Annotated in this window: 19 protein-coding genes and 1 pseudogene; 7 read left to right on the forward strand and 13 right to left on the reverse strand. The window is 37.2% G+C overall.

Annotated elements, in window-relative coordinates:
- Positions 1-211: 211 nt before the first annotated feature.
- Positions 212-2,377: a response regulator gene (locus Q0X77_RS08980; protein ID WP_297796170.1), complete on the forward strand. Its 2,166-nt coding sequence runs from the start codon at positions 212-214 to the stop codon at positions 2,375-2,377.
- On the opposite strand, the gene lpxK is transcribed toward Q0X77_RS08980, so the two are convergent.
- On the reverse strand, positions 2,366-3,361 hold the full coding sequence (gene lpxK, locus Q0X77_RS08985) for a tetraacyldisaccharide 4'-kinase (protein ID WP_297796173.1): 996 nt from the start codon (positions 3,359-3,361) through the stop codon (positions 2,366-2,368). The genes Q0X77_RS08980 and lpxK overlap by 12 nt on opposite strands.
- Before the next feature lie 205 nt (positions 3,362-3,566).
- Here lpxK and Q0X77_RS08990 point away from each other — a divergent pair, with 205 nt between their 5' ends.
- The 3 genes from Q0X77_RS08990 (at position 3,567) to Q0X77_RS09000 (ending at position 5,921) form a co-directional block, all read left to right on the forward strand.
- A complete protein-coding gene (locus Q0X77_RS08990) occupies positions 3,567-4,661 on the forward strand; it encodes a Nif3-like dinuclear metal center hexameric protein (protein ID WP_297796176.1) in 1,095 nt (364 codons plus the stop codon).
- A 2-nt stretch (positions 4,662-4,663) separates the two neighbouring features.
- The gene (locus Q0X77_RS08995; protein ID WP_297796179.1) at positions 4,664-5,443 is read left to right on the forward strand and encodes a C4-type zinc ribbon domain-containing protein; all 780 of its coding nucleotides are present in this window, start codon (positions 4,664-4,666) and stop codon (positions 5,441-5,443) included.
- Between the two features lie 118 nt (positions 5,444-5,561).
- On the forward strand, positions 5,562-5,921 hold the full coding sequence (locus tag Q0X77_RS09000) for a DUF4174 domain-containing protein (RefSeq protein WP_297796182.1): 360 nt from the start codon (positions 5,562-5,564) through the stop codon (positions 5,919-5,921).
- A 13-nt stretch (positions 5,922-5,934) separates the two neighbouring features.
- Here the strand turns inward: Q0X77_RS09000 and Q0X77_RS09005 are convergent, their stop codons facing one another.
- Both Q0X77_RS09005 and Q0X77_RS09010 read right to left on the reverse strand, forming a co-directional pair.
- Positions 5,935-7,332 carry an NAD(P)/FAD-dependent oxidoreductase gene (locus tag Q0X77_RS09005; RefSeq protein ID WP_297796218.1) on the reverse strand — a complete coding sequence of 466 codons (1,398 nt, stop codon included), beginning with the start codon at positions 7,330-7,332 and terminating at the stop codon, positions 5,935-5,937.
- Between the two features lie 269 nt (positions 7,333-7,601).
- Positions 7,602-8,153: a ClpP family protease gene (locus Q0X77_RS09010; RefSeq protein ID WP_297796185.1), complete on the reverse strand. Its 552-nt coding sequence runs from the start codon at positions 8,151-8,153 to the stop codon at positions 7,602-7,604.
- Positions 8,154-8,272: 119 nt separating this feature from the next.
- Between Q0X77_RS09010 and Q0X77_RS09015 the strand changes: the two genes are divergently transcribed.
- Complete coding sequence (locus Q0X77_RS09015) at positions 8,273-8,947, forward strand: hypothetical protein (protein WP_297796188.1); 675 nt, start codon at positions 8,273-8,275, stop codon at positions 8,945-8,947.
- A gap of 1 nt (position 8,948) precedes the next feature.
- Here Q0X77_RS09015 and Q0X77_RS09020 read toward each other — a convergent pair whose 3' ends face one another.
- The 4 genes from Q0X77_RS09020 to Q0X77_RS09035 form a co-directional block, all read right to left on the reverse strand.
- On the reverse strand, positions 8,949-10,106 hold the full coding sequence (locus tag Q0X77_RS09020) for an MFS transporter (protein WP_297796191.1): 1,158 nt from the start codon (positions 10,104-10,106) through the stop codon (positions 8,949-8,951).
- Between the two features lie 33 nt (positions 10,107-10,139).
- Complete coding sequence (locus tag Q0X77_RS09025) at positions 10,140-10,544, reverse strand: VOC family protein (protein ID WP_297796193.1); 405 nt, start codon at positions 10,542-10,544, stop codon at positions 10,140-10,142.
- A gap of 63 nt (positions 10,545-10,607) precedes the next feature.
- Positions 10,608-11,888 (reverse strand): kynureninase, encoded by a 1,281-nt coding sequence (gene kynU / locus Q0X77_RS09030; RefSeq protein WP_297796195.1) that lies wholly within the window; start codon positions 11,886-11,888, stop codon positions 10,608-10,610.
- Positions 11,889-11,945: 57 nt separating this feature from the next.
- Positions 11,946-12,422, reverse strand: coding sequence for a GNAT family N-acetyltransferase (locus tag Q0X77_RS09035; protein ID WP_297796197.1), 477 nt, complete (start codon positions 12,420-12,422; stop codon positions 11,946-11,948).
- A gap of 65 nt (positions 12,423-12,487) precedes the next feature.
- Between Q0X77_RS09035 and Q0X77_RS09040 the strand changes: the two genes are divergently transcribed.
- A complete protein-coding gene (locus tag Q0X77_RS09040; RefSeq protein WP_297796199.1) occupies positions 12,488-13,129 on the forward strand; it encodes a class I SAM-dependent methyltransferase in 642 nt (213 codons plus the stop codon).
- On the opposite strand, the gene Q0X77_RS09045 is transcribed toward Q0X77_RS09040, so the two are convergent.
- The 6 genes from Q0X77_RS09045 to Q0X77_RS09070 form a co-directional block, all read right to left on the reverse strand.
- Positions 13,107-13,667 (reverse strand): phosphatase PAP2 family protein, encoded by a 561-nt coding sequence (locus tag Q0X77_RS09045; protein WP_297796201.1) that lies wholly within the window; start codon positions 13,665-13,667, stop codon positions 13,107-13,109. The two genes, Q0X77_RS09040 and Q0X77_RS09045, sit on opposite strands and share 23 nt — an antisense overlap.
- Before the next feature lie 8 nt (positions 13,668-13,675).
- Complete coding sequence (locus Q0X77_RS09050; RefSeq protein WP_297796204.1) at positions 13,676-13,957, reverse strand: twin-arginine translocase TatA/TatE family subunit; 282 nt, start codon at positions 13,955-13,957, stop codon at positions 13,676-13,678.
- A gap of 92 nt (positions 13,958-14,049) precedes the next feature.
- On the reverse strand, positions 14,050-16,359 hold the full coding sequence (locus Q0X77_RS09055; RefSeq protein WP_297796206.1) for a M1 family metallopeptidase: 2,310 nt from the start codon (positions 16,357-16,359) through the stop codon (positions 14,050-14,052).
- 63 nt (positions 16,360-16,422) lie between these two features.
- The gene (locus tag Q0X77_RS09060; RefSeq protein ID WP_297796208.1) at positions 16,423-16,971 is read right to left on the reverse strand and encodes a DUF6702 family protein; all 549 of its coding nucleotides are present in this window, start codon (positions 16,969-16,971) and stop codon (positions 16,423-16,425) included.
- Positions 16,972-16,979: 8 nt separating this feature from the next.
- Positions 16,980-17,762, reverse strand: a complete 783-nt coding sequence (locus Q0X77_RS09065) for a hypothetical protein (protein WP_297796210.1) — start codon at positions 17,760-17,762, stop codon at positions 16,980-16,982.
- Entirely contained in the window at positions 17,749-18,501 is a 753-nt protein-coding gene (locus Q0X77_RS09070) for a carboxypeptidase-like regulatory domain-containing protein (protein ID WP_297796212.1), read from the reverse strand. Before Q0X77_RS09070 ends, Q0X77_RS09065 begins: the two co-directional genes overlap by 14 nt.
- Positions 18,502-18,885: 384 nt before the next feature.
- On the opposite strand from Q0X77_RS09070, the pseudogene Q0X77_RS09075 reads away from it, so the two are divergent.
- Positions 18,886-21,362: pseudogene (locus Q0X77_RS09075) on the forward strand (hypothetical protein); the annotation flags it as partial.

Raw genomic sequence — 21,362 nt, forward strand, 5'->3', positions numbered from 1 at the left:
TCTGCTTAAATAAACAATAGTTGCCTGTCCTAAGCGTTTAATTCAAAGGCGACTTGTAATAATCATTTTTAACAATTTATAAAATCTAAAAAGCAATAGATTTTAGCTGAAGAATTATGAATTTTATTACCTTATTTCAGAAATAAAAAGACTTTTGAGATTCTTTTTACTACATAATACAATTAAAAGGGCGTTGATTTTAGCAACATTCATGTCCATCTCCGCTATGGTCATAGCTCAGGAACGTACGAATCAGGTAAGCGCCTTAGAAACTTATTTCAACGAAACCATAACTTACAAGAACCAGAATAAAATAAATCTAGCTCTGGAGTCCCTGGACAAAGCCGCTTCTTTAGCTGAAGAAACAGAAGATGAAAAAGCGCTTGTAGATTGTTACCACAAATTTGCCTTGCTTTACCTGGAATTGGATAAGCGGGAAACCACAATTTTTTATTGGGATCGGGCAACTGTTCTACTCAATGAATTGGAGTATCCCTATGGTCGTGCTGTACACAAATACATTGAGTCTATTTTACTTTTTGACAGTGGTAATAACTTCCAGGCTATTTTCATGCTAAACGAATCGAAGCAACTTAGCAATGATCGGAATCTTCTCAATAATATTTTGCTCCTGGAGGCAAATATTTATCTCGCTATAGAAAAATATGATAGTGCAGAGTTAAATTTCAACTCTCTTATTGTAAACAATGACATGTTTGAAAAAGAATTCCTGATGGTAAAAGCACATTTGGGATTGGCAAAATTATATCTTTCAACTGAAGACTATGACGAGAGCATTAAGAATGGCATAAGTGCTTTAGAAGTCTCAGAGGCCAATAACTTCACAAAAGAGGTGTTTGAAGCAAATGAAATTTTAGGTCAGGCATATGAAAAAAGAGAAAAATACGATCTTTCTCTTGTTCATAACAGAAATCTTTTAACCCTGAAAGACTCTATTTTCACCTTGGAAAAGGTCAAAGCGGAGGCCAAAACAGCGGATAGGATTCAATTTGAATTTATGGCGGAGGAAATAAAACGTCAGGACGATCAAATAACCGAATTAAATGAATCCAGAAACAGATCAGAGATCACCGCGATCTTAACCTCGGCATTTTTAACTATCATTTCATTATTGGCAGTATCACTCTTCAGGAATAATCAGATTAAGTTAAAGACTAACGACCTTTTACAAACTAAAAATCGAGAGTTACAAACCGCCAGAGATGCCGCCGTTCAGGCTATGGAAGCTAAAACCAACTTTCTTTCTACTGTTAGTCATGAATTGCGAACACCCTTATATGCAGTTACAGGATTAGCACATCTGCTTTTGGAAGAAAACCCAACCGACAATCAAAAAGAACATCTAAAGTCGCTGAAATTTTCAGGTGATTATTTATTGAATTTTATAAATGATATCCTACAAATTAATAAGATTGATGCAGACAAGTTAGAGCCAATGAATATAGAGTTTAATCTTAAAAAAGTACTTGCAGAGGTTATAAACTCCTTACAACAAAGCGCTAAGGAAAACAATACCAAAATTGTCCTGGACTATGATGAGAAGATTCCAAAAAATTTAATGAGTGACCCGCTTAAACTATCTCAAATTTTTATGAACCTTGTGGGTAATGCTATAAAGTTTACCAAAAATGGAGAAGTAAATGTGATCGCCCGACTTCAGAAAAAAGAGGAAGACGATGTTACCTTATACTTTGAAGTCATGGATAATGGTATTGGGATTTCGAATGAACAGCAACAAAATATCTTCGATAGTTTTGAACAAGGCTCCATACAAATTAACAGGGAATACGGCGGTACCGGGCTTGGACTAACTATAGTAAAAAGTTTGCTGGGTCTTTTTGAAAGTAAAATTCAGTTGAAAAGTACATTAGGACAGGGTAGTTCGTTCTTTTTTGAATTAGACCTCAAATGTAAAGATAGTGTTGTTGATGACATAGCATTTGAGATGCCCGAAAAGGATTATGACTTAAACGGCCTACATGTCCTGGTCGTAGAAGACAACAAGATCAATCAGGTGATCACCAAAAAAATGTTGAATAAAAAGGGTGTTAGTTGTGAGATCGCCAGCAATGGAAATACCGCGGTAGAAATGGCTAATTCAAGCCAATATGATGGCATCCTTATGGATATACATATGCCCGGAATAAGTGGCGTTGAAGCTACTATTCAAATAAGAAAATTTGATACTGTTATCCCAATCATTGCACTGACAGCGATATCCCTGGACGACAGTTTAGAAAGTTTTTTCGCCGCCGGATGCAATGATGTAGTCACCAAACCTTTTAAACCAGAGGTATTCTACCAAAAAATTGGTGAAAACATCCTGGAACCTAAACTAAAGAAATCACTTACTTAATTCCTCAAGCCTTTTTATAAAAGTTTGTTTGCCATCATCCAGAAATCGATGTCGGACGGCGATATAATAAAGATTAGCCACTTTACCCTTCAAACGCATATAATCCTTTTCTGTAGTAAGTATTAAAGGTTTAGAATTAAAAAAATCAATCTCTTTGGATGTAAAAAAGTGATGATCCCTATATCCATGATGATCAAACGAAATTTTCTCACTTCCCAGAAAATCAATTAATGGCTTTGGCTTAGCAATACCCGTGACCAGTGTAATTTCTTCATTTTGTAAATCTTCCAGGGATATATCTGCTTTTCCTTTTAATACCGGGTCATATTCTAAAGTACAGAAGAGTACTTCCTGATTTTTTCCGGGTTTCAACTCCCTTTGAATACTTATTTTAATTTCATCGTCCATATCAGCTGGACACTTGGTGATAACAATGATGTCTGCACGCTTTGAAGCACTTTTACTGTCTCTTAAGTTCCCAGTGGGTAAATACCAATCTTTGGTATACAATTCGCCATAGGCGGTCAATAAAACGCTAAATGATGGTTTAACCTTTCTATGTTGGTATGCATCGTCCAAAAGGATAAGATCTGGTTGCAGCGATCTTTCCAATTTCTCAATACCCCTTGTTCTGTTTGCATCTACGGCCATTATCGATTCGGGAAACTTTGAGTATATCTGTAAGGGTTCATCCCCAATTTCCTCAGCTGTACTTGAAGGTTGTGCTAAAACAAATCCATTCGTTTTTCTTTTATACCCTCTGCTTAAAACAGCCAGTTTTAAATCTTCCGATAAATTATTCAGGAACCATTCTATCATTGGGGTTTTCCCGGTACCGCCAACACTAAGGTTTCCAATACAAATTGTGGGTGTTTTAAATTCAGCAGATGGAAGAAGTTCTGAATCATATAAAACATTTCTAAAATATACCACAAGGGCATAGATCAATGAAAATGGGAACGCTATTATTCTTAGCAGTTGCATGAGAACGAAAATATAATATTTTATCTTTGATGCACATACTTAGTTTCAAAACATCCTGCTAAATTATGCCCACTTCGGTCAAATGTATTTTGTTTATGACAGATTTAAATGGGTGTCATCTATATGAGTTTGCTAGGTATTAATTAAATTATATTCAAAGGCCTGATCATACGACAGGGCTTTTTAATTGCCATAAACATTTAATATGAAGGTAAGAGATGTCTCCGAAATACTTGAAGAATTAGCTCCGCTGGAATATGCGGAAGATTTCGATAATGTTGGGCTACTGGTGGGTGATCCCGATACTAATGTCTCCAATATTCTTGTTACGCTCGATTCACCTGAAATTGTAATTGACGAAGCAATTAACAAATCATGTAATTTGATCATAAGTTTTCACCCTATACTTTTTAAGGGTGTAAAAACACTAACCGGTGCCAATTATGTAGAACGTGCTGTTATAAAGGCAATTCGGAATAACATAGCTATTTATTGTTTGCATACTGCCCTTGACAATGCCATAGACGGCGTTAATGCCAAGATTTGTGAGATCCTGGAGGTGAAAAATCCAAGGATATTGCTTCCACAGCGGGGAACCATTAAAAAATTAACAACCTACATCCCCAAAGCACAATCAAAAATTTTATTGGATGCCCTTTTTAAAGCAGGAGCCGGTAACATTGGAAATTATAGTGAATGCAGTTTTACCATTGACGGCAAAGGAAGCTTTAAAGCCGGTAGTAAAGCAAATCCGATAAAGGGCAAAAAACATGAATTACATTTGGAAGAAGAAACTCAGATCAACGTTACTTATCTGAGAGGCAATGAAAGAAATATACTAACTGCTTTATTTGACCATCATCCGTACGAGGAGGTAGCTTATGAAATTAGCACATTAAACAATGTAAATTCCCAAATTGGGATGGGAATGATAGGTGAATTAGAGCATGCAATAGGTGAAAAGGAATATTTTAAACTAATTAAAAATAAGATGAATGTTTCCTCTATCAGACACTCAGCTTTCCTGGGGAAGAAAATTAAAAAAGTGGCTGTTTTAGGAGGTAGCGGAGCCTTTGCTATATCCGCTGCTATAAACTCCGGTGCAGATATTTTTGTTACATCTGATCTTAAATATCATCAATTTTTTGAAGCGGAAAACAAAATACTACTCGCCGATATAGGTCACTATGAAACCGAACAGTTTACAAAAAATTTATTGGTGGACTATCTTACAAAAAAAATGCCTAATTTTGCAATCTCTTTATCGGAGAGTATTACAAATCCTATCAAGTATTTTTAAATATGGCAACAAAAGTAGAAACTACAGTAGAGGAAAAATTAAGAGCGCTATATGATCTGCAATTAATTGATTCCAGAGTTGATGAAATAAGAAATGTACGTGGTGAATTACCCCTTGAAGTTGAAGACCTTGAAGATGAAGTACTTGGTCTAAAAACCAGAATGGATAAGTTAAAGACCGATTTGGAAACGATTAATTATGAAATCGGAGCTAAAAAGAATTTAATTGAAGAAGCTAAAGTGCTGATAAAGAAATATGCCGATCAGCAAAAAAACGTAAGAAACAGCAGAGAGTTCAATTCATTGGCAAAAGAAGTTGAATTTCAGGAATTAGAAATACAACTGGCTGAAAAAAACATCAAGGAATTCAAAGTTCAAATTGAGCAAAAAAAGGAAGTAATTAGCGAAACCAAAGAAAGGCTTTCAGAACGTGAAGCTCACTTAAAGCACAAAAAAAGTGAGTTAGACGCAATCCTGGCAGAAACCGACAAGGAGGAAAAAGCGCTCTTAGCTAAATCTGAAAAATTTGAAAAGCAGATAGAAGACAGATTGGTACAAGCCTACAAAAGAATAAGAAACAACGTTAAAAATGGCCTTGCTGTTGTTCCGGTTGAAAGAGGAGCTTCAGGTGGATCTTTCTTTACAATACCGCCTCAGGTACAGGTAGAAATTGCTTCAAGAAAAAAGATTATTACCGACGAGCACAGTGGAAGAATTCTTGTAGATCCAGTACTTGCTGAGGAAGAACAGGAGAAAATGCACAAGATGTTCTCAAAAATCTAAGGGACATAAAAGTTTTAAAAAACCACCTCTTTTAAGGTGGTTTTTTTATTTTAGTAATATGTATAGGTTTTATTTAAGGTTAATTTCTTTTTTTATAATCATTCTCCATTTAAATGTTATGTCTGCACAGGAATTGAGGGATTTTAAATGGAAAAAGCGAATTGTACTTCTGGCAGATTATGGGAATAATCCAGAAAAAAGTGAGTTGCAACTTAAAATGTTTAAAGCCAAATCGAATGAGATGAAAGAAAGAGATTTGATTCTTTTTGTTTACAATGGCAAGGACCTTATGGATATTGATGGAACGCTAACCAATATTAAGATGGATAATACTCCTTATAATGACTATCAGGGTGTAATTTTAATTGGCAAGGATGGCGGCGTGAAACTCCGGAAAAAATTTGTTGTGGAAGCAACCGAGATTTTTGAACTAATAGACCAAATGCCAATGCGCAGGTCTGAAATGAAACACAGGTAAAGAGATCAGGCTTTCAACCCTGATTTAATAATTCTAAAATCTTCTCTTCAACTTCCACACTGTCCCATTTAGTTTCAATATCCGGAATTTGCATTATTTGCTTCATAATCTTTTCCTGTTCATCCCCTATAAACAATGCATCTGAATATGGCTGATCAGAGAACGTTACTCTGGAATAGGCAGGGATCCATTTCTCCGGATGTTTTTTAGCAAACAGTTTTTCTATTTTTTTTTGCAGTATAAAACCAGGGTCGGCAGTTTTACTACTCATTTCAACGAAGTTTCTGTAGCTCAGTTCTGCAATTGCATCAGCGTCGGGTTTTCTGGTTGCCTGATATTCTTGAAAAATTTGCTCCCATTCATCCCCATGTTTGGCAATCAGTTTGTTTAAAATGGTGATATCTTCAAACCCTGCATTCATTCCCTGGCCATAAAAGGGTACTATTGCATGGGCGGAGTCGCCCACCAGAGCTACCTTATCCCAATATGTCCATGGGTAGCACTTCATAGTAACCATAGCACTGGTTGGATTTTTGAAAAATTCTTCGCTAAGATTATCCATTTCCCCGATTACATCAGGAAAATAGGTTTTAAAAAAATCTTTAGCCTGCGGTTTGGATTTAATACTCTCAAAAGAAATCTCCCCTTCAAATGGCAAAAATAAGGTACAGGTAAAACTACCATCCAGATTGGGCATTGCTATAAACATAAACTTACCTCTCGGCCAGATATGAAAAGAATTTTTATCAAGTTTATGTGTACCATCATCCTTGGACGGGATAGTCAATTCTTTATATCCTACATCTATAAAATCCTGTGAATAGTCAAATCTGCTTCTACGTTGCATTTTATGACGAATTCTTGAAAATGCACCATCACATCCGAAAACTATATCATAGTCATACGCTTTCCATTCCCCTTTTTCTGTAGCTCCGGTATACAAACGGGCATCAGGCAAATCAATATCCCATACCTTCTCATTAAATCTGAAAATTGCCCCTTCATTTTCCGCAAGATCAATCATCTTCCGATTTAACAGCCCTCTCGAAATAGACCAGATTGCTTCGCCCTCTTTCCCATAATTCTGAAAATAAACCGGTTTATTATTTACATGCATTGCGCGTTTATAAAGTGGAATGGCAATTTCTTTTATATCCTTTTCAATGCCCACTTCAGCTAAAGTTTTCCAACCCCTATCACTCATTGCAAGGTTTATGGAACGCCCGGAAAATTCTATTGTCCTAATATCCGGACGGCGATCAAATACTGTGATTTTGTGACCCAATCTTCTAAGGTAGATAGCCAGTAGGGAACCTATTAAGCCGGAGCCTATAATAGCGATATCTTTTGGAGTTTGCCTCATATTTAAAACCAGAACATTGGTTAAGTTTAAAAGTAAATGTACTAAAATTAAGTTTCGTATTATTTACGAGGTTTCAAAGTCTTTTACATTAATTTTAGATACAGTAGTGAATTTCAATGATTTAATGAACTTAGAGACTATTTGTATAAGAATACCCAAACCGTTTTTCATTCCAATTTGCCCTAGAAAAAGATCCGGGCGTGCTTAATTTAACGTATATATATTGTCTAAAGAATCTTCCGCCAAGGCGTCTATATATATTGATAAAGACCTCCATATTACGATATGAAGGTCTTTTTCTTTTTTAGAAATATGCACTATTCCAGAACACCATCCACTATTCCATAGGCTATGGATTCTTCAGCGTCCATCCAATAATCCCGGTTAAAATCTTTCAGGATTTTTTCGTAGGGTTGCCCACAGTTTTCTGCCAATATTTTAGCTCCAATTTCCTTTGTCTTAATTATTTCCCGTGCCTGAATTTCTATATTAGAAGCCTGACCTCTGGCTCCACCGCTGGGCTGGTGAATCATAACCCTTGCATGTGGCTGTACAAACCGTCGGCCTTTTTTACCAACGGAAAGGAGGATTGAACCCATTGAAGCAGCTAAACCGCTACATACTGTAGATACCGGACTCTTCAATGATTTTATGGTATCATAAATTGCAAAACCCGAAGTGACATATCCCCCCGGGCTATTGATTATTAATTGAATTTCTTTGTTGTTCTGCATGTCAAGATACAGTAAACGATCAATAACATGTTTTGCAGAATCATCGTCCACCATACCCCACAGAAATACTTTTCTTTCATCTAATAACCTTTCATCAATGGCTTCTTGTACTTTTCCCTTTTTTTTTGAACTCATTTTCTACTTTTTGTTAAAAACCAAAATTAATCATTTTATTGGGATTTCATACCCCAATAAACCTAAGGAATTTATCTAATAAGAATAGAAAAGCACTTATATTTGAAAAAAACGTTATCATGAAAATTCTTCACTTTTCTGCCATGCTGCTTATGGTACTAGTATTTGGTTGTAAACCCGAAAAGAAAAATAATTCAACGACATCAGAAACCGAACAATCTGTGCCTGAAAAAATAGCTTATGCTCATGGCCTGAAAGAATGGAAAAATGTAGAAGAACTAAAATTTACTTTTAATGTAGATAGGGATACAACTCATTTTGAAAGAGATTGGATATGGAATATTAAGGAAAATAAGGTGACCGGGATCTCTTCCGGAGAATCAACTACCTATTACCGTAATGAAATAGATAGCGTAGTGGCTAAGGTTGATGCGGGTTTTATTAATGACAAATATTGGTTGCTGGCCCCTTTTAATTTAGTTTGGGATGAGGGAAATTTCAGTTATGAACATACAGAAACTGCGGAACCACCTATAGGTAAAATTTCTATGCAAAAATTAACAATTGTTTATTCAAATGAAGGTGGTTATACCCCTGGAGATGCCTATGATTTTTATTTTGGAGATGATTACATCATAAAGGAATGGGTTTTTCGAAAAGGAAATCAAGCCGATGCTTCGCTTGCTACCACCTGGGAAGATTACGCTGACTTTGATGGTCTTACCATTTCCAGGACCCACAAAAATTCCGAAGGGAATTTTAAGCTGTATTTCACAAATATTGAAGTCAAATAACTCAACTAACCTTAGAACTTCTTCTCCTTAAAAGTAATGTTGCTCCCAATACCGCGATTGAAGAGACCATAAGTGTTATAAAACTGAGGTTCAAAGAGAATTGTTCAGCGATAAAACCTAATATTACCGGACCGACCAGAAATCCCGAATATCCGGTACCGGCAATAAAAGATACCCCTTGAGAAGATTCTACTCCTTTTACATTACCCCCAATTCTGAATAATTCAGGGACTATTACCGAAAATCCAAGGCCTGTAAGTGCAAATCCCAGAATGGCAAGATAAAGCATTGTGGTAAGAACCAAAAGATACCCAACTATAGCGATGACCGCACCCACGGCGACAATTTTTACTGATCCTATCCTGGCACTAATTGAATCTCCCAAAAAGCGGCCAAGAGTCATAAATGCCTGAAATCCTAAGAAACCGGCTCCCCAGAGTGCTTCGGGTGCAAGACTAACTTCTTTTAAAAATAATCCACTCCAGTCCACTATCGCTCCCTCACTTCCCATAACAACGAAAGAGACAACCCCAAGTAGTAGCAGGGGTTTAAAATTTTTAAACCTAAACGGTTCTTTTTCAATTGGCGCGGCTACAACTTTTACGTAGCGTTTAAAAAAAAAGATGTTTACAGCAAGTACCAATGCGATTGCAAAAAGCATATGTAGCTCCCTATTTCCTATCACAGGAATTAGAAAGCTGCCCAAACCCGCCAGTACTCCTCCAAGGCTAAAAAATCCATGAGAAGCCGACATAAATTTCTGATTATCCTCCTTTTCAATTTCAGTAACCAAAGTATTCATGGAAATATCTGTAAATCCATTGGTAATACCCATAAAGTAGAGAACTGCAGCCAGGCTAATCATACCCGGAGCTATTAATGGGAATAAAGCGGCTATGCAACAAAGGACAATACCAATGGAAGTTGCTTTACCCACACCCAGCTTATTTATGAGCCTGGACGCAAGGGGAAAAATTGTAAAAACACCAAGAGAAAGGAAGAAAATGGCAATGCCAAGCATTGATTTACTAATACCGAGATCCTCTTTAACCGCAGGAATATAAATTGCCCAGGTACCAAATAAAATATTCAGGCTGGCAAAAACCCAGGCCGGACCAAAATATCTCGGATTTGTCAGGATAAGTTTAAGTGATCTCATCAGCTTACTCAAATTCAGCCAACAAAGATACATTCATTCCTTAAACAAAGTTGTAACTTCAATACGATTATTATCCGGGTCCAGTACCTCAAATTCATAATATCCATCCCCAGTTTTTCTGGGGCCGTTCAGGACCTTGTACCCGTCATTTGTCAATTCTGCTGCCTTTTCATCAACTTCAGACATTGTATCAACACCAAAAGCCAAATGAATTAGCCCCAGATGTTGTTGCCCATCCGGATCATATTTTTGATCAGCAAGGTCAGGTTGATGCATTATTTCCAGCCGTGCCCCTGAATCGAATGAAAGAAAGTAGCTTTGAAAACCTCTGGTCTTATTGTGGTATTTAGTATTGGCCTTACCTCCAAAATAACGAACATAAAATTCCTTTAGCACTTCCAGTCTATTAGTCCATAAAGCAACATGTTCTATTTTCATACGTTAAGCTAAATAATTTGTAAAGCTGCGCACAATTTATATCTGTATTCCCAAAATTTTGTACTACGCCTTGTTATTTTTAGCACGTATACCCCTCTTTAAAATTTGTCCAAAATTATACATGTCTGTATAACTACAATAGAATGGAGCAGGGGCAAGCCTAATAACGTTGGGTTCGCGCCAATCCGTTATCACCCCATTGGCCATCAGATAATCAAATAAAGACCTGCCTTCACCATGTAATAGGACCGATAACTGACAGCCCCTTTCAGGAGGCGTAATGATTTCAAAACTGCTTTCTACTTCTTTATCTATTTCATGTAAAATAAATTCCAGATAAGAAACTATTTTATCCCGTTTTTGTATCAAAGCGGACATCCCTACTTCCTCAAAAAGGGTTAATGAAGCCAGATAAGGAGCCAATGCTAATACAGGAGGATTACTTAACTGCCACGCATCTGCAGTTGCTATGGGTTCAAATTCCTTTTTCATCAGGAACCGCGACTCCTTTTTAGTTCCCCACCAACCCTCAAATCTTGTAATCTTATCCTGAGCCAGATGGTTTTCATGAATAAAGACTCCTGATGCATTCCCGGGTCCGCTATTCATGTATTTATAACTACACCAGGCTGCAAAATCCAAATCCCAATCGTGAAGTTTTAATTCTATATTTCCCGCCGCATGGGCAAGGTCCCACCCTACCTTGGCGCCTACGGATTTGCCTGCGGCAGTAATGGATTTCATATCAAAGACCTGACCATTGTAATAATTCACCCCGCCTATAAGTACCAGAGCCAGTTCATCTCCAAGTTCTTTGATTTTTTCAATAATATCTTCTGTATGCCATTGATGTTCACCGGCTCTTTTGCCCACTTCAACAATAGCATCTTTTGGATCAAATCCGTGAAAACGGACCTGACTTTGCAACATATATTGATCAGATGGAAAGGCTTTTTCTTCACAAAGAATTTTGTATCGCTTTTGGTTAGGTCTATAAAATGAAACCATCAAAAGGTGCAGATTTACTGTAAGTGTATTCATCACTGAAATCTCCTTGGGTTTTGCACCTACGATCTTGGCTAAGGGTTTAGCCAGTCTTTCGTGATAGTCCCACCAGGGTTTCTTGGCGTAAAAATGGCCTTCTACGGCCAGATTCCTCCAATCTTCCATGATCTCGTCCACATACTCCTGTGAATTTTTCGGTTGAAGACCCAAAGAATTTCCTGTAAAATAAATTACTTTTTTACCATCTAATTTCGGAAAGTAAAATTTATCCCGGAATTTTCGAAGAGGGTCATCATTATCCAATTCCTGAGCATAAGACAGCGTATTTTGAAATAGCATAGCTAATTTTTTAGTAAAAATACAATATCCAAATAAAAAATAGTGTTGATGATACGTTCAATTCCCTACTGAATTTTCAGGGATTCTCATTTCTATTAAGTGATTTACAAATCCTGCTTTCTCATAAGCTTTAATGGCCGGAATATTATCTCTATATACGGTAAGGCGCATTTCATGGAATCCTCTGGAGAGTGACCAGGTACGAAGTGCATTTAAAATTAATTTGTTAATTCCAAGACCTCTATATTGAGGCAGCGTATACATAAAACCAAAATTCACGTACTCCTTATGGTTCAGGTAAGGTCTTGCCTGTTTAACTATTGCGGTACCACAGCTTACCACTCTATTATCCACCTCTGCCACGAAAACTGCCACTTCATTGTCCAGAATCATTCTTTTTAAGTCGTAATAGCATACCGGATCCTTTCTTATGGTTTCATCATATGGTCGTTCGGCCTTTATCAATTCCTGTTCAAAATTCAAAAGTATTTCCAAATCTGAAATTATCGCCGGCCTAATGCTTATTTCTTCCATCCTCAGAGTAGTTATATTTCAACCTAAGATAGTATATTAATCCATATTTTTGTTAAAAAGGAATTATGCATTTTCTTCCGGAATCTCTTGAAAATTATATCACACTACATTCTGAAAATGAACCTGCTATTTTACATGAATTAACCCGGGAAACGCATTTGAAGGTTTTACAGCCCCGAATGATAACCGGGCATTACCAGGGAAGGGTACTTAGTATGCTTTCCAAGTTGATAAAACCACGCCAGGTATTAGAAATTGGTACTTATACTGGATATTCAGCCATATGTTTGGCCGAGGGTTTGCCTGAGGATGGTATATTGCATACGATTGATATTAATGAAGAACTTTTCGAAATTCAGCGCAGGTTTTTTGATAAAAGTGGATTTGGGGATAGGATTATTCAGCACACCGGCGATGCGTTAAAAATTGTTCCTGAAATGGACCAGGTTTTTGACCTTGTATTTATTGACGCTGAAAAGAAAATGTATGATGCCTACTTCGAAACTGTAATTGAAAAAACCAGCCCGGGAAGTATTATTTTGACCGATAATGTACTTTGGTCGGGAAAAGTGGTTGAGCCACTGGAAAAGAAAGATTTCGCAACACAGGCATTATTGGAGTACAATGAAAAGCTAAAAAATGATCCGAGAGTAGAAACGGTATTATTATCCATAAGGGATGGACTTACCCTGTGTAGGGTTCTATAAACCTTTTGTAGAACCGGTAAAAAAGAAAACCGGAAATAATGCCAACCAATGCCCCCGTAATAATATCCAAAGGATAATGGACACCTACATAGATCCTGCTATAGGCAAATAGAAACGGCCAAAGACATAATATCCAAATCAGGGGAATCTTTTTCCTGAGAAACAAAAAAACTATGGTGGTTAAGGAAAAGGAAGAAGCGGCATGACCTGAAAAGAAGCTAAAACCAGACGGTTGAACCAATATTCGAATCAAGGAGTTAATTTCATCATCGTCATTGGGTCTCAGTCGTTCAAAATATTCTTTAATTATGTCCGTCAGGCCAAGGATAAAAATTAACAGAAGTACAATTGTACATGAAATAAATAAAGCTTCTTTTTTGGGATACTTTAGGAATAAAAGAATCGTAAGGAAGATATAAAGAGGAATCCAGCTATTGATATTGGTGACCAGAACCCAAAACAAATCAAAATCTTCTGTACCGAGGTTATTCAGGTATATTAGAGTACTCTTGTCCCATTCCAGAAGATGCCTGAGCATATACCAACTTATTTACGCTTAATTGTACCGGTCACATCGTCCACATTTTTCTTTACTTTATCAATTTCATTTTTAATGTCGTCCGTAAAGCTGGTATCTATTCCCTGTTTTTCTGCACTTTTTTGAATTTCCTTTTTAATATCATCTGTAGCATCCCGCAATTGTCTCATTCCTTTTCCCAGGCCTTTGGCGATGCCGGGAATTTTGTCCGCACCAAATACCATTACCACAATAAACATGATAAAGAATATTTCGGCCCCACTGATAAATAAAACTGTAATCGTAAGCATACTACAAATATAAGGAAGTTTATGCGCCAAATAAAAAAGTCCTGAAGCACAATTAGTGTATCAGGACTATTAACTACTATTAGGTGAAATTATTATTTTCCTTTGATATTTTGTTTAAACTGTTCAAATTCTGACCGTTGTTCTTTTTTGGGCCATGCATTGTTAGTAGTATCAATATCGGCTGTTTCTGCTTTAGGATCCACAACAATTCCAATAAGTTCTTTTTCAGAAGAAATAACACGTTTAAACTCCCTATCATTTTTCCTCCAAATTTGCGGTGGGTAGGTTACATTCTCTTTTGAACCATCTGCATACGTATATTCAACAATTACAGGCATTGGTATTCCTCCGGGCTTATCAAAAACTATCTCGTAAAAATATTTTGGTTCACTGACCTGAGCACGTTCTTCAGCAGTCATATTATCCATCATGTACTCCCCTAAGGTCTGTATACTCTCAGAAGGTTTTTGTCCTTTAAGACCTTCTTCAAAATCTTCACTTTCTGCATCAACCATGTATAATAATGGCGGGAAATTTGCCTCCGTAAGACCTCTTGAAGCCATATAATCCTTCATTTTCTGTGTTGGCTTCTCGCTTACGTAATATTTTTTCACACCTTTAATTCCTATATCCACATAATCTGTGGTATAGAACCAGCTTCTCCAATACCAATCCAGGTCCACCGCAGAAGCGTCTTCCATTGTTCTAAAGAAATCCTCGGGTGTTGGATGCTTAAATTTCCATCTTTGTGCGTAGGTCTTAAACGCGTAGTCGAACAATTCTTTGCCCATCACAGTTTCCCTCAGAATGTTAAGAGCCGTGGCAGGTTTACCATAAGCATTTGGACCCAATTGGTATACATTCTCCGGATTGGACATAATAGGCGAAATGGTAGATTGATCCCCGCTCATATAGGGAACTATCTTTGCTGGTGCGCCCCTTCTGGACGGATACGCTTTGTTTGGGGAAATGTCTTCGGGGAACGCTTCTCCATATTCCTGTTCGGCAATATACTGCATAAAGGTATCGAGACCTTCATCCATCCAACCCCATTGACGTTCATCAGAATTTACAATCATCGGGAAAAAATTATGCCCAACTTCATGAATAATAACACTTATCATCCCAAATTTTACACGATCTGAATAACTTCCATCCTCCTCCGGTCTTCCGTAATTCCAACAAATCATGGGATATTCCATTCCCTGATTCTTGGCGTGCACAGAAATCGCTTTGTGATAAGGATAATCAAAAGTATGTGCTGAATACGATTTTAAAGTACTGGCTACAGCTTTGGTAGAAAATTCTTCCCATAACGGATTACCTTCTTTTGGATATAAAGAAACGGCCATTACATCCTTTGCTCCTATTTTCACGGCCTGCATATCCCAGATGAACTTTCTTGAACTAGCAAATCCAAAATCCCTTACATTTTTTGCCTTAAATTTCCAGGTTTTTTTCTCTTCAGAAAATCCTTTTTCCGCCTCTTCGGCCTCTTGCTGGGTCACTATAAGAACCGGCTTATCGTAAGATTTTTTAGCCTGCTCATATCGCTGCATCATCTCCTTCGAAAACACCTCTTTCCTATTGGTCAATTCCCCTGTAGCATCCAGGATATGATCTGCAGGAACGGTTATATTAACCTCGTAGTCCCCGAAAGGTAAAGCAAACTCACCCCTACCCCAAAACTGATAATTCTGCCATCCCTCAACATCGCTGTAGACAGCCATCCTCGGGAAAAATTGGGCGATAACATAAGACCTATTGCCGTCTTTAGCGAAATATTCATATCCAGATCTGGCACGATCTACTGTATGGTCCGGAATATTGTACCACCACTTTATTGAAAATGAAACCTGACTTCCACTTTTGAGCAACTGTGGCATGTCTATTCTCATCATGGTTTGATTTATAGTATAGGGTAAGTCTTTGCCACTTACATCTTTTACATATTCAATATTGAATCCACCATCGAAAGTTTTTGGCATTAACTTTTCAACAAATTTTTCGGAACTATACACCATGGCCAAGGAGTTATCATTTCGAAGAGGAGATTTTGAATCCTTAGCTCTTACATTCTGATCTAATTGAAGCCATAAGTACTCCAAATCATCGGGTGAATTATTGAAATAGGTAATGGTTTCTTCCCCATAGATTTTAGCATTCTTATCGTCTAGTTCAATATCTATTTGGTAATCTGCCTGTTGTTGGTAATAATCCGGACCTGGAATTCCGGAGGCAGACCTGTATGTGTTCGGGGTGGCAAATTCTTCGTAGAGCTGTTTGAATTTACTTTGGTTGGAATGGCCGGGCTCTCTTTCATTTTTAATATCCTGCTGGGCAAAACCTAAAGTAACTGCTAAAAACAAAACTAGGGTGAGGGAACAATTTAGTCTATTCATGTGGTGGATTTCTTATTAGAATTGGCGAATTTAGAATATTTCAACTAATTGTAGCTCAAAACATTACAAGTTTAACATTCCTTTATTATTTTCCTTCACCAGGACAAAACTTTTCTTTGTGCCATTGATTCTATAATGGAGAATATTTTGCTGATCTTCAAACATATCCGTAAGGATATCGTTTTCAACTTCAATATTTTTTATGGTCGACAGATCAATTTCTTCAATTTCCAGATAACAAATCATCAGGTCATTATCGTATTTCTTTCCCAAAAACACAAAAGATCTGTTTTTGCCATTTGTTTTTACAACTAGTTTGGTCCGAAGATATTTTTCAATATAAAAGTCAGCCTTATCTGATTCCTTCGCTGTCGCTAAATAGGTTTTGACTCCATAGCGCTTTTCCAGCACATTTTCAAGGTCGTCAATAAAGATCCGACTGGTAATTTGCAAAGCATTGTCTTCTTTGGAATAATCAATATTGGTTACACTCAAATAAAACTTGTGCAAAGTAGTAAATGCAAAAAAAGGAAGTATGATAAAGAGTATAAAATAGCGCAAAGCAAATGTTTTAAATAAATACACAATATAATTTTGCAAGATTCGTGCCATTGGCAAATTTAGTCATCATCAGCACCCTGCCTGTAGGCATTACTGCGAAGTTTAAGATATTCCCAGATTTTTAATTTATCATGACTATCCACTACACTCGCGAAAGCGGTATCCACCTCGCAAAAGTACATGAAGTCATCTATTTTGTTCTCCGGTATATTCAGATGCTTAACAAACAATGAATCTGCATAATATTCCCTCACCCTGACAGTCCTGGCGTATTTTTCTTGTGTAGCTAATACTTTCTTGAGATATTTAGTCCTGCCGCTAATAGCATTAATTATAGGATTTAAAGGTACGAGCCCGCCTCCTGTAGTAGCCTCGTTAAGCTTTCGGGCTGCCTGCGTGATCGGTTTTACATAGGCATTAGGAAGGCCTAATGTAGATGCAACATAAACTTTTTCCTTAGTTATACTATTCATATCCCTGCTAAGATCACCAGAGAGGTTATAGGGACGTACCACAACCTCATCCAACTCATTAATAAATTCGTCTAAGGGTACAACTATTGAAGTACTCTCTATCATTACGGCTGAAACGATCAATGCCTTTCTTTTAAACTGAACCGCAGAGAAAAATATGGTATCATTTAGTTTTGCAGCTATTGAAAAACGCCCATCCGCATCTGTAATGGTAGCCCTGTCAGAGGAAGTGTTTATAACATGAACATCCGCAACGCCTTTGTTTAGGTTTGTAACCTTACCAACCAACTTAGAAAAATATACAGTTTGTGCGGAAGCACTGATACCTATAAAAACAAATAAGAGGAAAAATATCCTATTCCTTAGCATTCATCTGTTTTAAAAAAATATTACTCTGAGTCACCAGAAAATCAATGAGTTCGAATTCATTTTCTTTTTGTAACAAGGAACGGGGAGGTATCTTTTCATCACAATAAATTAAGAAAGCATCTATCTGATCCTGGGGTATATTAAGGTCTAAGACAAAAAATTCATCGTCATAAACCAACCTCAATACTTCGCTAACCTTTAATGGTTTTGTTTCCTCACTTGGCTCTTCCTTTCTGGTATTTACAAGCGCTTTAAATATATTTACAAAATTAATTCCATCCTTGAGCATCCCCCGCGATATCTTATCTTGAGCAATGTTTACTACCTCAGTTGACTGATCCGTCTCGTATTCAAATTTCTTAAATTCCTCGTTTTGAAGCTCAAGGAACTTTCTTTGGTTTTCCGGACTTACAACTACTTCGTCTAATTCAGTAACTTTCTCATTTACTTCTACTACCAATCTGTTATTATCCAGGATCTGCTGGGTAATTTTTACCACTTCAATCTGGTAATTTATAGAAGTAAATACTATTTCGTCATCCAACTTTACCCGTATCGCAAATTCTCCATTATCATTTGTAATTGTGGCCATTTGGGAGGTACTATTTATGACATTCTCATTGGGTACATTCGAATTTCTATACAACACTTTACCACGAAGAATTACGCGTTCATCTTGCTGTGCAGTACCTATGACCATACAAAACAATGTCAAAATAAAAAGTAGTTTACGAATCATAGGTAACTTTTTGGATTTTAAGAATACTCTAATTTATAAAGAAAATGTATGTTCTTGTGATAAAAAAATTTGATGCCATTAAACTTTTGTTAATTTACGAATTACCAATAAGGGAAAGTTAGCTTTTACGCATAATTATTGCAGCCATATCAGATAAATTGTGGTATTAAATCGTTGAACCATTCCTTTTACCCTATAATCTAGTATTTCGGAGTATAAAGTTAGCTATCTGTTGATATAATTCTATTTTTGTTAGTCCCCGATACGCGAGAATAATAAACTGATTTACATCTGTATGTACCTGCTTTTTTAAGTGCGAGAAATGCAATGATTAAATAGGCGACATATATGATTCCTGCTAACTTAAAGCATACCAAAATGAAAATGAAATTCCTGATAACCCTGGTAGGTTTTTGTCTTTGCAATATTCTTTCTGGACAAATTAAAATTGGTGACAACCCACAAAATATTGACGCCTCTTCCGTTTTGGAATTGGAAAGTACAAACAGGGCACTGGTTATTACCAGGGTCAATACCCAGCAGATGAATAGTATTGTGCCTTTGCAAGGTGCCGTTGTATACAATACAGAAGAACAATGTTTATTCTTTTACGACGGTAGTGCCTGGCTCAACCTTTGTGAAACCCTGGGGTTATCCTTTAGCGCGGATCCAATTGTGAATCCTACAAGTACTATTGTTATAACAGAAAACGGGGGGAACCGAAATTTTGAAGTTAGCGAAATCACAGGCGCAAACATTGTGGATTTCAGTATTAGCAGCAATGACATCCAGAATAATTCCATTACTTCAGATAAACTGGCACCGGATTCTGTGGGTAGTGAAGAACTACAGGACAATACGGTGGCCGATGCCGAAATAGACTACAACCAGGTAACCCTGAACGATTTTAACAATGATGCAGGATATATTACGGGAGCAGATATTGTAAGTGCCGCCCCAAATAATGCAATCGCGGACAATGGAGGCGCTTTTTATGATAATACAACCCTGCTAAATGACATTGCGGCCAATACGGCTGCTATAGCTGCCGATGGGGATACGGATGCGACCAATGAAATACAGAATTTAGATCAGGTTTTGGGCACAGGTAATTCTGCAAACGACAAAATTATTAATCTAACAAATCCTACAGATCCACAAGATGCTGCTACGAAATTTTATGTAGACAATGCCATTTCAGGATCTACGCAAACCATCGTAAGTGGAGATTCACCTAATTCTATTACACCAGGTTCGGATGGTGGAGCATTCTTTAACGCTACACCCTTGCAGAATAATATTGATGCCAATACGGCCTCGTTATTGCTAAAAGAAGATCTTGCAAATAAGTCCACCGATATTAATTTAGGCACTTCTAATACGTTGTATCCTAGTCAAAATGCGGTTAAGACATATGTTGATAACCAGATAGGTGGTTCTGCCCAAACTATTGTAAGCGCTGACGCTAATAATTCAATTATTGTTAGTGGAACAGATGGTGGTGCGTTTTATGATGATACTACATTACAGAATAATATAGCCACCAATACTGCTGCCATTGCCGCCGACGGTGATACGGATGCCACAAATGAATTGACAGATTTGACTTTTGATCCTGCTACGAACATCCTTGGTCTAACGAACTCAGATACAGGTGCTACAGTAGATCTCAGTGCTCTTAGTGTTGTTGGAGCCGATAATCAACAATTGACCTTAGAACCAGGTAATTTGTTAACCTTAGAAAGAGGAGGGACGCCCATAGATTTAACGCCATTTTCAAATACTGATAACCAGCAATTAACTTTGGAACCAGGGAACCTCTTAACATTGGAAAATGGTGGGACACCTATTGATTTAACTTCATTTTCAAATACTGATAACCAACAGCTCACTCTAGAACCTGGCAACCTCTTAACATTAGAAAATGGAGGTACACCCATAGATTTGACATCCTTGATTGGAGGAAATCAGAATCTTGCTGAAGTGTTAGCCATAGGAAGTGATGCAGGGGCATTACAAATTGAGAATCTCCTGGATCCTGATGATAATCAAGACGCTGCAACTAAAAAATACGTAGATGATAACATTGTTGCCGCCGGTGGAGGAGTACCAACTGATGAATTGAATTTTTCTTTTGAAGTTAATGCTGGTAATATTGAAATTACAGATAATGGAGGAACCTTATTTATTCCTTTAACTGATGTTAATACTAACACAACTAACGCCACACTAACCCAGGATGGAACTAATCTCATTCTCACTGATAGCGATGGTGGAAATGTAACCATTCCTTTAGCAGATATAAATGTTGGCGCAGATACCAATACGACTAATGTTAGTGTTACGGAGGATGGAACAAACCTAATACTCACTGATAGTGACGGTGGACAGGTAACCATTCCATTAGCCAACATTGATACCGATACCAATACAACAAATGCTACACTTACTCAGGATGGAACTAATCTCATTCTTACAGATAGTGATGGGGGAAATGTAACTATTCCGTTAACGGAGATTAATATTGCTACAGATACTAATACCACTAATACAAGTCTAACTGAGGACGGAACAAACCTTATTCTCACGGATAGTGATGGTAATACAGTTAGCGTGCTATTGACCGATATAGATTCCGATACAAATACAACAAATGTGAGCCTGACAGAAGATGGTACTAATTTGAACCTTACCGATAGTGATGGTAATACTGTAAGTGTACTCTTAACCGATATTGATTCTGATACCAATACAACAAATGTTAGCCTCACTGAAGATGGCACTAATCTGAACCTTACAGATAGTGACGGCAATACTGTAAGTGTATTGCTGGCTGATTTAAACAGTGGAGCGGATACAAA

The sequence above is a fragment of the uncultured Eudoraea sp. genome (assembly GCF_947258925.1).
Taxonomy (GTDB): domain Bacteria; phylum Bacteroidota; class Bacteroidia; order Flavobacteriales; family Flavobacteriaceae; genus Eudoraea.

Bases quoted from the DNA above. Each gene is read 5' to 3' on its own strand.
- Q0X77_RS09010 (WP_297796185.1), bottom strand. From the start codon at position 8,153: ATGAGTTCAAAAAAAAAGGGAAAAGTACAAGAAGCCATTGATGAAAGG.
- Q0X77_RS09065 (WP_297796210.1), bottom strand. From the start codon at position 17,762: ATGCTAAGGAATAGGATATTTTTCCTCTTATTTGTTTTTATAGGTATC.
- Q0X77_RS09025 (WP_297796193.1), bottom strand. From the start codon at position 10,544: ATGAAAATAGAACATGTTGCTTTATGGACTAATAGACTGGAAGTGCTA.
- Q0X77_RS09055 (WP_297796206.1), bottom strand. From the start codon at position 16,359: ATGAATAGACTAAATTGTTCCCTCACCCTAGTTTTGTTTTTAGCAGTT.
- Q0X77_RS09070 (WP_297796212.1), bottom strand. From the start codon at position 18,501: ATGATTCGTAAACTACTTTTTATTTTGACATTGTTTTGTATGGTCATA.
- Q0X77_RS09015 (WP_297796188.1), top strand. From the start codon at position 8,273: ATGAAAATTCTTCACTTTTCTGCCATGCTGCTTATGGTACTAGTATTT.
- Q0X77_RS09000 (WP_297796182.1), top strand. From the start codon at position 5,562: ATGTCTGCACAGGAATTGAGGGATTTTAAATGGAAAAAGCGAATTGTA.
- Q0X77_RS09040 (WP_297796199.1), top strand. From the start codon at position 12,488: ATGCATTTTCTTCCGGAATCTCTTGAAAATTATATCACACTACATTCT.
- Q0X77_RS08995 (WP_297796179.1), top strand. From the start codon at position 4,664: ATGGCAACAAAAGTAGAAACTACAGTAGAGGAAAAATTAAGAGCGCTA.
- Q0X77_RS08990 (WP_297796176.1), top strand. From the start codon at position 3,567: ATGAAGGTAAGAGATGTCTCCGAAATACTTGAAGAATTAGCTCCGCTG.
- Q0X77_RS09060 (WP_297796208.1), bottom strand. From the start codon at position 16,971: ATGGCACGAATCTTGCAAAATTATATTGTGTATTTATTTAAAACATTT.
- lpxK (WP_297796173.1), bottom strand. From the start codon at position 3,361: ATGCAACTGCTAAGAATAATAGCGTTCCCATTTTCATTGATCTATGCC.
- Q0X77_RS08980 (WP_297796170.1), top strand. From the start codon at position 212: ATGTCCATCTCCGCTATGGTCATAGCTCAGGAACGTACGAATCAGGTA.
- Q0X77_RS09035 (WP_297796197.1), bottom strand. From the start codon at position 12,422: ATGGAAGAAATAAGCATTAGGCCGGCGATAATTTCAGATTTGGAAATA.
- Q0X77_RS09050 (WP_297796204.1), bottom strand. From the start codon at position 13,957: ATGCTTACGATTACAGTTTTATTTATCAGTGGGGCCGAAATATTCTTT.
- Q0X77_RS09020 (WP_297796191.1), bottom strand. From the start codon at position 10,106: ATGAGATCACTTAAACTTATCCTGACAAATCCGAGATATTTTGGTCCG.
- Q0X77_RS09045 (WP_297796201.1), bottom strand. From the start codon at position 13,667: ATGCTCAGGCATCTTCTGGAATGGGACAAGAGTACTCTAATATACCTG.
- kynU (WP_297796195.1), bottom strand. From the start codon at position 11,888: ATGCTATTTCAAAATACGCTGTCTTATGCTCAGGAATTGGATAATGAT.